Annotated in this window: 9 protein-coding genes and 1 pseudogene; 3 read left to right on the top strand and 7 right to left on the bottom strand. The window is 40.3% G+C overall.

Annotated features, from left to right (window positions below; translation table 11 throughout):
• Positions 1–59: 59 nt before the first annotated feature.
• Both uxaC and FHQ08_RS04945 read right to left on the bottom strand, forming a co-directional pair.
• Positions 60–1,529, bottom strand: coding sequence for a glucuronate isomerase (gene uxaC / locus FHQ08_RS04950; protein ID WP_230913288.1), 1,470 nt, complete (start codon positions 1,527–1,529; stop codon positions 60–62).
• 32 nt (positions 1,530–1,561) lie between these two features.
• Positions 1,562–3,022, bottom strand: coding sequence for a glycoside-pentoside-hexuronide (GPH):cation symporter (locus FHQ08_RS04945; RefSeq protein WP_230913287.1), 1,461 nt, complete (start codon positions 3,020–3,022; stop codon positions 1,562–1,564).
• Between the two features lie 373 nt (positions 3,023–3,395).
• Between FHQ08_RS04945 and FHQ08_RS04940 the strand changes: the two genes are divergently transcribed.
• The 3 genes from FHQ08_RS04940 to FHQ08_RS04930 are packed head-to-tail and all read left to right on the top strand — an operon-like array spanning position 3,396 to position 7,349.
• Positions 3,396–4,394: a LacI family DNA-binding transcriptional regulator gene (locus tag FHQ08_RS04940; protein ID WP_230913286.1), complete on the top strand. Its 999-nt coding sequence runs from the start codon at positions 3,396–3,398 to the stop codon at positions 4,392–4,394.
• Positions 4,395–4,409: 15 nt separating this feature from the next.
• Positions 4,410–5,837 carry a tagaturonate reductase gene (locus tag FHQ08_RS04935; protein ID WP_230913285.1) on the top strand — a complete coding sequence of 476 codons (1,428 nt, stop codon included), beginning with the start codon at positions 4,410–4,412 and terminating at the stop codon, positions 5,835–5,837.
• Positions 5,838–5,846: 9 nt separating this feature from the next.
• Positions 5,847–7,349, top strand: coding sequence for a UxaA family hydrolase (locus tag FHQ08_RS04930; protein ID WP_230913284.1), 1,503 nt, complete (start codon positions 5,847–5,849; stop codon positions 7,347–7,349).
• An 84-nt stretch (positions 7,350–7,433) separates the two neighbouring features.
• On the opposite strand, the gene FHQ08_RS04925 is transcribed toward FHQ08_RS04930, so the two are convergent.
• From FHQ08_RS04925 to FHQ08_RS04905, 5 genes and pseudogenes are all read right to left on the bottom strand, one after another.
• Positions 7,434–8,390 (bottom strand): helix-turn-helix transcriptional regulator, encoded by a 957-nt coding sequence (locus FHQ08_RS04925; RefSeq protein WP_230913283.1) that lies wholly within the window; start codon positions 8,388–8,390, stop codon positions 7,434–7,436.
• Positions 8,391–8,477: 87 nt separating this feature from the next.
• Complete coding sequence (locus FHQ08_RS04920; RefSeq protein WP_230913282.1) at positions 8,478–8,870, bottom strand: response regulator; 393 nt, start codon at positions 8,868–8,870, stop codon at positions 8,478–8,480.
• 1 nt (position 8,871) lies between these two features.
• The gene (locus tag FHQ08_RS04915) at positions 8,872–10,632 is read right to left on the bottom strand and encodes a sensor histidine kinase (RefSeq protein ID WP_230913281.1); all 1,761 of its coding nucleotides are present in this window, start codon (positions 10,630–10,632) and stop codon (positions 8,872–8,874) included.
• A 34-nt stretch (positions 10,633–10,666) separates the two neighbouring features.
• Positions 10,667–11,983 (bottom strand): ABC transporter substrate-binding protein, encoded by a 1,317-nt coding sequence (locus FHQ08_RS04910; protein WP_230913280.1) that lies wholly within the window; start codon positions 11,981–11,983, stop codon positions 10,667–10,669.
• Between the two features lie 118 nt (positions 11,984–12,101).
• Positions 12,102–13,559, bottom strand: a pseudogene (locus FHQ08_RS04905) (MFS transporter).
• Between the last annotated feature and the right edge of the window lie 253 nt (positions 13,560–13,812).

The raw sequence follows: 13,812 nt of genomic DNA, 5'->3' as shown, positions 1-13,812 counted from the left end.
CAAAACAGTAGCGCAACTGTCTTGAGTTCTATTTTTGATTTATCAGTTATCTTAAGCCATTACAGTTGAAAAGCAGTTTCATGTTTCGCAAATAGTTCTGCTGGCGTCTTGTCTGGGAAGAAACCAAAGAAATCATACGCATTCTGATAAGCGATTCGCTGTACAATTTCGCCTAGATAAGCTTCATCATCTGGAACCCGGCCTTTTTCAGCTAATTGACCATAGAAATTACAGAGTACCCGTCGGAAATATTCATGACGCGGATAAGATAAGAAACTGCGGGAATCCGTCAGCATCCCGACAAAGTTTGGTAAAAGGCTTTGTTGGGCAAAAATTCTTAGCTGCTCATTCATCCCTTCAGCGGTATCGTTGAACCACCAGCCAGCACCTAATTGCAGACGTTGCTTGCCGCCACCTTGGAAACACCCCATCATGGTAGCTAACTCCATCCAGTCATTGGGATTCAAAGAATAGAAAATTGATTTAGGAATATCCTGACTGTCTTGCATTTTAGTGTACAATTTTTGAATATGAGCCACAATATCTGGCTGAGTACCGATCGCATCATAACCCGTATCTGGGCCTAATTGTTGAAACATTGGTCGATTAATATCACGCACAGAATTAATATGGAACTGCATCGTCCAATCAAATTCCGTGTTCAAGTGCATCAATGCTTCTAATAGAGCTGTTAAATAACCGTCGATTTCATGGTCACTAAGCGGTTCATTATTGATACCTTTTTGTAAGATCGTATTGATCTGCGCTTTAGAAAGTTCAACAAAATGATAAGTCAATAAGGAATGATCTGACAGCCTGCCGCCCATTTCATTGAAGAATTCAAAGCGTTGATGTAACGCAGCCACCAAACTCTCGAAATCATGGATATTAGTGCCAGAAACTTGCCCAAGTTTTTGTAAGTAATCGCCAAAACCATCGCGATCGATCTGGATCAATTTATCTGGCCGCATCGCAGGTAACGTCCTGAAACCATTCTCACGTTCTTCTTGTTTCAGCAATTGATGATACTTCAGATCTGAAGCTGGATCATCCGTGGTACAAACCGCCTGCACATTAGAATTGCGAATCAGATTCCGGGGTTTGAAAGCATCTGTTTGTAACAATTGATTCGCTTTCTTCCAGATACGAGGCGCACTGGCTTCATTAAAGACACCCTCGATGCCAAAGAAACGGCGTAATTCTAAGTGCGTCCACTCATACAATGGATTGCCAGCTGCGTTTTCAATCGTCTTCGCCCAAGCCATGAATTTCTCGTATTCATCACCATCGCCGGTGATCAAATCCTCTGGGACACCATTGGCCCGCTCCAAACGCCATTTGTAATGATCGCCATAATGCGCTTCATTGATCCAGACCCGGGTAATATTGGGATAATTTTTGTTCTCATAGATTTCTTGTGGATTCAAATGACAATGAAAATCAATGATCGGCATATCCTTTGCGTAATCGTTGAATAATTTCTTTGCCATATCATTTTCTAATAAAAAATCCTCATCCAATAATGCCATTGTAAATTACTTCCTTTTTCAAATTTTTTTAATTAATCTTTAACATCCTTATCGCCGATCGTTCCTTTTTCCCATTTGCCTTGGTCAAGGTCGGTGGCAATCTTCTCGTAACGATCATCCGTCAACTTATACAATAAGCCAATCACAACCGCCGCAATCAACAAACAAATACCAGGATAGATCGTCATGGCACCTTTGATACCCATGAGTGTCCCCTTGGTTTGATGGGCATTAGCCACATAACCAGTCAACGCCAGCACACCAGCACTGACAAGTGCAGCTAAGGATTGAGCTAATTTTCTAGAAAAATTAAAGGCCGCATAAGTGATGGCTTCTTTACGCATGCCGGTATGCCATTCGCCATAATCGATTACGTCTGAAACAAAAGCCCAAGTAATACCATTGGGGATTGCAAGTGCCGTATAGCCGATCGTTACCAAAATGATAAAGGTAATGACATTGGTCGGCAGGATAAAATTAAGAATATTAGCGCCTGCACCCACCACAAAACTCCACATAGCGGTTTTCTTTTTACCAAAGCGCTTAGTTAAGGATGGGATCATAAATACGCCAATGATAGATGTGCCCATCATGATACCGTTTACAATTGGCTGCAATCCAATATTACCTAAATTATATTGGGCAAAGAACACCATCATTTGGTTATTGGTATTCATGGCTGAAATTGTAAAAATTGTCATTAAGATAACCGCAAATAAGGGTCCATTGGTAAAGACGACCTTCAAATAATCTTTGAAACCTTCTTTTTTAGCATTCGTATCCCGATGTACTTTGACGTTTTCCCGCGTACCTAAGAAACAAACTAGAAACATCAAAACGCCCGCAATTGCAAAAATTGAAGCTGCAATCAAGAAGCCGTGGCGCTCATTATGACCACCAAACATTTCCATTAGAGGGATAAAGGCGATTCCCGTTAGGAATTGCGCGCCAACTGAACCCACTTGGCGTGATGTTGCCAAGAAACTCCGGTCTTGGACATTGCGTGACATGACTGAGGCTAACGAACCATAGGGATCATTGGTAAAAGAATAGATGGCACCCCAGATCATATAAGCCACATAAGCGTAAACGATTTTACCAGTTGGTGATAGATTAGGCATGGTAAAAGTCACGACTGTCATCAAGCCCAATAGCACAGCTGATATCATCATAACTGGTCGAAACTTACCATGTTTTCCGATTTTCTTACGATTATCAATAAATGAACCGGCGACTGGATCCATAAAAGCATCAAAAATCTTAGTGAAACCAAAAATACCCGCCACAGCGCCAGCTCCGATGCCAGCCGCATCGATCCAGAACTTAGTGAGATACGCCTGCCCTAAATCAAACATGAAGCCATTACCAAAGTCCCCAAAACCGTAAGCAATTTTCTGTGATAAGGGAATTTTTTTGTTTAAATTATCATCGGTAATTTTCTGTGCTAACGTTTTCTCTCTGGGATGTGCTACTACTGTTGTTTGACTATTCATTATTATAATTCACTCCCATGTTGACCATTTTTTTAACGAAATAATAGCTTTTGTATTGAAACGTTTCAAAATAAAGTGCGATGATCATCTGTGTTAACGTTTACATCATAGGACCAAGAAAATGATCTGTCAACAACAAATTCAATAAATCACAAGTTTAGATACTCGTCTAAAAAGGATTACTTATGATATAACGCAAAAATTGAAATGTAAATAACTATTTAAGCCATTTATCCCTTCTCATATCTGGTTTAAAGCCATATATGCTTAAATTTACTAGTTATTTAGGACACAAATCATCATAAAACAATTGACAATAAGTAATTACCGCAATATGATGTAAACGTTAACACAGATAAAGGGGCCTCTAAATATGGTAACTATCAAGACAATCGCAAAACTCGCTAATGTCTCCAACACAACTGTTTCACGCGCACTCAACAATAGTCCCCGGATTACCCCCGAGACAAAGACGAAGATCCTAAAAATTGCCAACGAACTTGGCTATGAACCCAATTTGAATGCTCGTAGTTTAGTCACAAATAAGTCCTATACCGTTGGCCTATTCTTTTCAAATATTACCAGCGGTACTTCACGCAGTTTTCTGACTGAGGCCATTAATGCTTTTTACAAATACTTAAGTCATTCCTATACCTTATCTATCAATGCCATTAATGATCTACCCAATTTTGAAAGTATTAATCATCGCTTTGATGGCATCTGTATTATTAGTCAATCCACCGATGATGATGCCTTTATCAATTATGTCACGAGCCAAAGAATTCCAGTCGTTGTGCTGAATCGTCGGGTATCCATGACTAACGTACCAAATGTTTATTTTGATGAATACTTAGCGGCACGCCAAATTGCCGAGTACGGTGTCAAACTCGGTCATAAACGTTTTGGCTTGATTCAAGGTATTTGCAATTTTGCTTCTTCTGTCAATCGGCAACGGGGCTACATTGAAACGTTGAAACGTTACGACATCAATTTAGGAAAAAGCTTGATTTTTCCTGGTGATTACACCATGCAAAGTGGTTATCGAGCGATGAAACAAATTTTGCTGATGCAAGAGCCACCAACCTTTGTTTTTGCCAGTAATGACGATATGGCGATGGGCGCTTACAAAGCTTGCGCGGAATTAAATGTCCATATTCCTGACGATATTTCCATCGTTGGTTTTGATGATTCCGATTTTTCAGAGTACTTAACACCCGCTTTAACGACTGTGCAAAAGCCAATTACAGATATGGGTAAAATTGGGATTCAATGGTTATCGCAATTAATGTCTAAAGAGGCATTGCCCGAAATTGTCTGTGCAGTGCCGCCGGAATTGATGATCCGCAACTCTGTCAAAAAAATAAATTACTGAAAGAAGTTATCCAACATGATACAAAAAACATTACCAAAACTAAGCAATGATTTTCGTAAATTAAAGCGTTATCCCACCCGGGTCATTCAGTTTGGCGAAGGTAACTTTTTACGTGCCTTTGTCGACTGGCAAATTCAACAGATGAACAAACAAGGCTTATTTAATGGTGGCGTGGCAGTCGTTCAGCCGATTGCTAGTGGTCGGACGAAGGATCTAGATACTCAAAATGATCTTTATACCGTCTTATTGGAAGGTAAATTAGAAGGTCAAACGGTTCAAGAACACGAAATCATTGAATGCATCAATGATACGGTGAGACCTACTGAAGATTTTGATGCCTACCTAGACTTGGCTAAAATCGACACGATTGAATTTATCTTTTCAAATACCACCGAAGCTGGTATCAGTTATGATCCTAATGACAAATTAGTGCCCCATCAAGCACCAAATTCCTATCCCGGCAAATTGACTGCCCTACTTTACACCCGGTTCAAGTTAGGCAAAAAGGGCTTTCAAATTATCCCTTGTGAATTGATCAACCACAATGGCAACGAGCTTAAAAGAATTGTTTTACAATATGCCGATGCTTGGCAACTTGGGGCTAACTTCAAACAATGGGTCGAAACTGAAAATGATTTTTATGCTACGTTAGTCGATCGAATCGTTCCTGGTTATCCTAAAGATCGTGCGGAAGCACTGCAACAAGAATGGGGTTATCAAGATAATTCGATCGTTAAAGCAGAACCATTTTTGATTTTTGTTATTGAAGGCGATCCGAAGATCAAGACACTGCTGCCACTAAAGCAAGCTGGCATTAATGTGGTCGTCACTGATGACATGCAACCTTACCGCAATCGTAAAGTGTCCTTGTTAAACGGTCCCCATACGACGATGAGTCCCATTGCTCGGCTTGCAGGTATTGAAACGGTCGGCGAAGTAATGGCCGATAAAGATTTTTACAAGTTTATAAATGATGAGATGTATCAAGAAATCATCCCTACCGTAGCGCTGCCAGAAGCTGAGTTAAAAGCCTATGCAGAAGGCGTTAAGGAACGTTTTGAAAATCCGTTTGTCAAACATGAATTGAGTTCGATTGCGCTTAACAGCATCTCTAAATTCACGGCACGCTTATTACCAACGTTAAAGCGTTACGTTGCCAAAGAACATAAATTGCCACTGCGCATTACTTTAGCTCTAGCTGCTTATCTTAAGATCTATCAGGGACAAGCTGACTTTGCACCCCAAGATACTGAGGCGGTTTTAGCCGGCTTCGATAAAATCAAGGCTCAGCCAAATTACATTCATTTAGCTTTAAGTGAACCTGATTTTTGGGGTGAAGACCTCACAAAAATCAATGGCTTTGAAGCTCAAGTGACACAATTCTTGGCTGACTTAGATACCAAGGGTGCGCGTCAAATTGTCACAGAAATCAATGCAAACTAGGTGAATCATATGAATCAATCTATCAAATTAGACCCACATGACTCTGTGGGGGTCGCCTTACAAGATATTCCTGCAGGTACACAACTGACGATTGCGGGCGACACCATTACCTTAAAGGATGTCATTACCCGTGGGCATAAGTTTGCCCTCCATGATTTAGCTGCTGGTGAAAATGTCATTAAGTATGGTTTCCCCATCGGCCACACCACCCAACCCGTACGCCAAGGTGAGTGGCTGCATACACACAACTTAGCCACGAATCTCTCCGGGGAATTAAATTATCACTACACGCCCATCGACCCGCAAAAAATACGGCAAGTGCCAAAAGATAACCGTACTTTTATGGGCTATCAACGCCCCAATGGTAAAGTTGGTATTCGCAATGATCTCTATATTATTCCCACAGTCGGCTGTATCAATCCATTACTAGACATCGTTGTTGAACAGTTCAAAGCACTTCATCCAGATAACGGTTCTTTTGATAATGTCATCTTACTTAAACATCCATATGGGTGTTCGCAATTAGGCGATGATTTTGAACAGACCCGTAAAATCTTGGCCGATGCAGCAGTGCAGCCAAATGCTGGCGGTGTTTTGATTTTCGGACTGGGTTGTGAAAACAACCAAATGGACGGTATGATCAAGACAATCAAAACCTTAGGTGGTTATGATCCTGACCGTATGAAATTTCTAATTTCTCAAGAAGTCGATGATGAATTGGGCACAGCTCTAGAAATGCTTGAAGCACTCAATGATGCTGCTGCCAATGACCAGCGTGTGCCTTTGCCACTAAGCAAACTAAAAATTGGTTTAAAATGTGGGGGTTCTGACGGGTTATCGGGGGTCACGGCCAATCCGCTATTAGGTCGACTCTCCGATTTTGTCACAGCTCAAGGCGGCGCAACAGTTTTGACTGAAGTTCCAGAAATGTTTGGGGCTGAGACCATTCTCATGTCCCGGGCAAAAGATGAAGCTGTTTTCAACAAAACAGTCGCTTTGATCAACAATTTTAAAGCTTACTTTGAATCTTTTCACCAACCAATTTACGAGAATCCTTCCCCTGGTAATAAAGCTGGTGGTATTTCAACCTTAGAGGATAAATCTTTGGGTTGTACCCAAAAATCTGGCACTTCATTAGTCAATGATGTGCTGCAATATGGTGAAAAAATCAAAAGCTCTGGACTCTCATTGTTACAAGCACCAGGTAATGATCTCGTATCCTCATCAGCAGAAGCTTCTGCTGACTGTCAAATGGTCTTATTCACTACCGGTCGTGGAACACCCTTTGCAACCTATGTCCCCACCGTCAAAGTAGCTTCCAATTCTTACATTGCCAACAAAAAGCCCCGCTGGATCGATTTTGACGCCGGTCAATTATTAGAAAAACCGATGGCTCAGCTAGCTGATGAGTTCATCGACTATATCATTAAAGTGGCCAGTGGTGAAAAAACCAATAATGAAAAATATGGTATTCATGGCTTAGCAATTTTCAAAACTGGCGTTACTGAATAACGTACCTATAAAAAGCTGCGATGCATAAAACGTGTTGTGTTGATCTCACGTAATATGTATCGTGGCTTTTTGGTATATTCTAATTCACTTTTTCTTCAACTGATATTGTTTCGGGGTCAGACCGGTGCGCTTCTTAAATTGTTTACTAAAGTAGTCCGTATTATTTTGATAGCCGACTGCATTGGCAACTTCATAGACTTTGTCACCTTGACGCAACATAGCTTTGGCAACATTTACCCGATAATCCGTCAAAGCTTCGGTAAAGCGTTTATTCGTCTGATGCGCGTAAACCTTGCCTAAATATTCTGAATTTAAAAACAACAAATTATTAGCAATCCATCGGAGAGATAAGTTCGGATTATCGAAATTCTTTTCAATAATCAGATTTAAGTCAGCAACGATGTTTCCAGAGCCGTGACCAATATATGTATGCCTTTTGATGGACTCAATGACGTTCAAAATAGTCGCTTGTAAATCTAAATAATTCGCGGCATAAATAATTTTAAGCGTCAACTCTTCATTAACCTTGATTTTGGTAGTTTTAATTAACTGATCTACCAATTGCTGGCAAGTTACCTTTAAAAACTCAACATCATAATGCTCATCTTTAGCCGCTTGAAAAAATAAACGCGTTTTGGCTTGAGCGGCAATAAAGTCATTTTTACTTATCAACCGCTGCATCTCTGCTTGGTAAGCTGAGATAAACTGATTTGTATCTTGGCGATGTGGCTTCAGATCGTTAGCGTTGACTAAAATGCTATGGTCATAATAAAAGCTATCCGTAAATGCACCCTTTGCCAATGTAATGATGTGATGTACCGCCGCAAAATGGACATCTGCTGCCCAAACCAGCACGCTATTAGGTAGCCCCGACAGCGTTTGCCACTTAGCCACCAATGTGGTCAGATCAATTGGCGTCTGCAGCAAGACATAGGCTGCATGGCGGACGCTACCGATGATCACCTTTGATGTCAAAGGTTTGAGTAATTGTAATAACGGTTGCTTTAACCGCTCGCTTAGTTTTTCATCAAATAAAATCATGCCAAAAGTCGGCAGTTCAGTTGGATCGTCAACATTAGTGAGTTGATTATTAGCCGCTAATTCAAATTTCTCTTTGAATTGTAACTGCTAGTTTTCAGTGGATTCTTGTAAAAACTGGATACTCTTTTGAATTGCCTGCTTCAATTGCTCTGGCTGGGTTGGCTTCTGCAAAAAGTAGCGCACCCCATATCTCATTGCCTCAGTGGCATAATCTAGGGTGCCAAATCCAGTCAACACAATAATCTGAGTTGTGGGTGCCACTTGATTGATTGCTTTAATTAATTCAATCCCATTTAAAACTGGCATATTAATATCCGTAATGACAATATCTACCGCATTTACTTTTAAATAATCCAAAGCAGTGGGACTAGCATAGAACTTCTTAACTGACTCAATTGGCAGTTCAAATGATTGGATCATCTGGGCGAGACCATCAGTAATAATCGCTTCATCATCCACGATCATAACGGAAATTGTCATTCTAAGTCACATCCTTCCCTTTATTTTGCGGCACCAGTGGTATTGAAATTTGAACTTTTGTAGCCTGGTAAGCGGTAGAATCTATCGTCAACTGAGCCTGGTCATTATATAGTCGCGCAAGTCTTTGCTTGATATTTGCTAAACCGACGTGCGTTGACCCGCCACTTTGAGCAGCTACCGTTTTAAATCCAGGGCCGTTATCAATCACTTGAATGACCAAATATTGTTTTTCTTTTTGAATAATGAGCTGAATTTTAGTCGTTTCGGCCATCTGAGAAAGAGCATATTTCATTGAATTTTCGATCAAGGGTTGAATCATCAGGCTTGGCATCTTAAGCTGCAGTGTATCTGGCGCAACGGTTTTTGAAAAAGCCAACCGTTGACCAAACCGAATCGTTTGGATTTTTATATAAGCATCCACTAACTTTAGCTCAGTCGCAACGGTGGCAAAAGTTTGATTGGTTTTGACACGTTGGCGAAATAATAAGGCTAAATTCGTAACCATTTCAGATATTTCTTGATCTCCTTTGCTTAAGGCCAGCATGTTGATTGAATCTAACGTATTATATAGAAAATGAGGGTCAATCTGTGCCTGCAAGGACTTCAATTCCATTTCTCGAGTTAAGATTTTGGCTTGATAATTCTTAACCACTAATTCATCCATATTTATGATCAACCGATCAAAACTACGATATAACACCCCTACTTCATCCTGATTGGTCAGATAAGGCGTTTGCGCCACCGTACTTTTTAATTTAGCCAAGTCATCCGCACTTTTAGAGGTGCCCATCAATTGAGCTAAATTTTGGATTGGTGCAACTAAATCATTTAGATTTCGCCGCATGGCAAAATAGATCATGCTCAAAATCAAAATCATTAGGATGAAGAGCACCGCTTCAAATTGAATCACGCGGGTCAGAATCTGCCGATTATGGATAAAATAATAAAAACCAAATGTTTCATTTTGACTCTGTAGGAAATAATAGTTTTGATTTTGAATTTTTTGAATCTGATAATCTTGTTTGGTTTGATCAGCCAAATAACGATGTGTCTTTAAGAAGTGCTTAAAAGGGCCGCCATCTGTTTCCGTCGTATATAACTGATGTTGATAACGCATCACAAAGTAATCATCACGATTAAACACTTGTGTGTGCCGAATCTCGGATTGAATAAACGATGTGTCAGCTACAATAATCAACAAGCCTAAAGGTTGTCGATTTAATTTAGGCGCATCAAAAACTGTTTGTGCATAAAAAGCAGAAGTTAAATTAGGTGAGAAAAACCAACGCCCTTGCCGGTTTGGCTGTTGTGCCAACGCTCGTTTGATTTCAGATACCGACCAGCCAGCCCCAATATCACCAGAGTCGAAAATATAACCAGCTTGATTTTCATTCTTATTATTCAACAAATACACATCTTTAATATTGGGAATATTCAATCTAGCCGTGTTTACTTCGCGTTGCATTTCCTGTCGCAAGTGATAAGTTTCAGTTGTTTGCATTGGTATTTGAGCTGTTTTGGGCAGATCCGTAATGATCGTATTATTGTGTAAAACGGTTTGAGCTAAACTTTCTACATCATTAAACGACTGCCGCACATTACTAGATAAGCCATTCAATTTTTCTTGACTGCTGTGGTAAACTTCAGTATTTAATACGCGGGCAAAAATAATCGAGATCAGAACTAAGATAGCTAGTAATAGAATAAAGAGCAAATTAAATAAGCGGGCGAGCTTTTGCCGAAAAGAAGGCTGATTCTCCATAATTTTTTTGACATTCGTTTCATTTAGCTTACCCCTAGTAATTGACTTGAATGACAGTCTTAAATTTAGCCATATAGGCCTCATACGCTGCTTCACCCGTCATTTGTCCCTTAGACACCTGCGTATAAATATCATTCAACGTATCATTGATTTCAATAAAACCACTTGGTGGCGTAGGTGCTGGGCGACTAGTATAAGGATTGATCTGCAGCAAATAATCAATCGTTGCCTTTTCAGCTGGCTGCTGTTGGATTGCTTTTGCCAAGGGCTTTTGTAGCGTTTGGTTGGCTGGCAACCCGAGCCAGGCACCAATATATTTCTGTGAAACGATTTTACTGTTGACCATATAATTGATAAACTTAGCCGCTGCTTTGGCATGTTTGGTTTGCTTACTGATGGCTAACATATAGGTTGGATGATAATACAGGGCATGGGTTTGCTTAGCGGCATAAGGCATCGTCAAGGTTAAGTTCTGCTGATGCCGTTTTGCTGCTAATTGGTACCACAGATAAGTAGTTGACCAATTCTGATGAAAAGCTGCTTCTCCTGTTGCCATGGGATTTTCATCCATGCTTTTTGTATTTGCGGCTAACTCCGCACTAGGAATTGCCTGTTGCTGAGCAGCCCGATAAAAAGCATCAAAAAAAGCAATAAATGTTGCTTTATCAAACCCGACCACCGGATAGCCTTGGGCATTGTACTGAACCAATTCCTGATGGTGCGTACGTAAGTAATATTCTAAGGGCACATAAACATCGCCGTTATCCACATAGCCATATTTACCAGTAGCTTGATGACTTTGCTCAATCTGAGTCATCCAATCAGTAAAATCTTTAGGTGCTGTCGAACTTGTCGTCGTTAGCAATTTAGCATTACTAAATGTGCCCATCGCATTGACCGCCAATGTTAAGGCATAGAGATGGTGATCAATGACACCACTATTTAGTACCGATGGCTCAATGGCAGCTGTATGAATCAACTTTTGTTGAACCAACGGCTTAAGATCCTTCAAGTACCCCCGTCGACCATATTCAGCCACATACATGATATCCATCTGCATAATGTCTGGTGCTTTCCCACCAGCGATCATTGCCGACAAATTTTGCCAATAATCATGCCAGGTGTAATATTTATAATCAATTTCCACATCCGGGTGCCGGCGTTCATATAAACGAATTGCTTTAATGTAATCCTCATTACGTCGGTCACCACGCCACCAAACAAAGGTCAGTTTTGTCTTAGGCTGAGCCGTTGGTGCGACCTTAAAATGATTTGAAAAGTTTAACCCAACGATGAATGCTAATAACACCACACCAATCGTGATCACCCAAAACCAACGCTGTCGTTTCATGCCCGCTAACTCCAATCACATCTATTTAAACTTATTCTACACTTTAATAATTTATTTTTCTGACGCAAAAAACTCATTCAAATTAAGAATGAGCTTTTTAATGACTAAATGTAATCAATTAAGATTTATTGGTGACTGTATCATTCTTTTCCCAAGCAGTGATGGAGTCATATGGCACACCAGTTAAATCTTCACAAACTTTTTTAGTATGCGGATCAACATCAGCAGTGCTGCCGCCATCTTGGAGCCGTTTCAATTCAGCAGCTAACACATTGAATGTCTTCTTACTCAACTTAAAGCGGCTGGCAAAGAAGAGCGCTAATAGGATCATGATCCCGACACCACCGGAAACAACGAATGTGATCATGTGAATGGCACTAGCAGGCTGTGTTACAGCTCCATTCGTAGATTCGCGAAAACCACCGAAGTCAAGTAAGTAGCCTGCAACAACAGAAGCTAGCCCTTGACTGATCTGGTTGATAAAGACCATGACTGAAGCGAATAAGCCAGCCCGGTTTTTACCAGTGACTAAGGTATCGACATCAGGAATGAATGGAAAGACGTTCCAAGGAACAAAGTATAAGATGTAAAGGCCAATTTCATACAACAATGTCCCGATAACTAACCAAACCATAACATTTGCTGGCTTAGTCAAGGCAACGAAGGCCCAATCTAGACAACTGATCAAGATCAAAGAATACCCAAAAGTATAAAGCATTCTTGGTGAAATTTTAGTGACGATATACCCAGCTAGTAACGTAACTGGCACAGAAACAATACTTAAAGACTGTAAGAAACCAGAGGTACTCGTTGTTTTACCAACAACGAAGACGATAAAGTAAACAAAAACGGTAGACCATAAAATGGAAGCAAAATATGAACTTAGGTAAATACCCATATGGATTCGGAAACTCTTGATCTTAAAGGTTGAGAAATAATTTTTGAGCTCAGATTTTAAGTTTGGTTTTTGACCATTATTCTCACGTAACGCTTCAGCTTCGATCCGCTTAGCTTCTTCCTTAGTCACAAAGTGTTCCCATGTACTCTTATAAGTAATGAAAATCAAGAAGAAAGTGACAATTGAAAAACCAGCTTGCATCAATAAGTATGGTGTTGGTGAAGTCTTAGGGAAGAAATGGAATAATTGGGCGGGTACAAATTGGGCTAACATGTTCCCTAAACCAGCGATAACCATCCGAGCAGTGGACATGGTTGTCCGTTGGTTATAATCCTTAGTCATTTCATTTGGTAAAGTTTCCCAAGGAATTTGTAAGACAGACATCAATACGGTGGTAATAATATAAGTAACTAAGTAGTATCAATAGCCCATGCCAGCAACCCACATCGTGATGGCAAATAGAACTGATGGTGCGGCAACTAGAATGAAAATATGCCGCCGACCAAATTTTCGGCCTAACTTATATTTATAAATATTATCAGAAATATTCCCCATAACTAGTGAGGCAATCGCATCAGCGACACGGCCAATTAAGAAGATCGTGGCCCCTTGCCCAGCAGTCAAACCACAAAATGTGGTATAGAAGAATAACAGCCAAGCTCCGACTAAGCCCTGCATCGAAATACTAAAGAATGAGAACAGACCAAAACCAATGGAGCGAGTCACCCCAACTTTGCCATGGGCATGATAAATGGATTTATTGGCATACTCATTCCAGCCGTCGTGTTCGACGGGGGTATTATCATGACTTTTTGTTTCCATGTTCGTAAACTCCTTTAATTAATAATTAAAAACAATAGCTATCACAAACGCTTACATAAATAAATGCAGAAATTCATTTTTCGCAGCGGCTGACCTCTATCCTCCTTTA

Origin of the sequence: Agrilactobacillus fermenti, from assembly GCF_021030645.1 — a bacterium.
Taxonomy (GTDB): domain Bacteria; phylum Bacillota; class Bacilli; order Lactobacillales; family Lactobacillaceae; genus Agrilactobacillus; species Agrilactobacillus fermenti.
The sequence above is the reverse complement of the archived record's forward strand: the minus strand, read 5'-3'. Positions and strand labels throughout refer to the sequence as shown.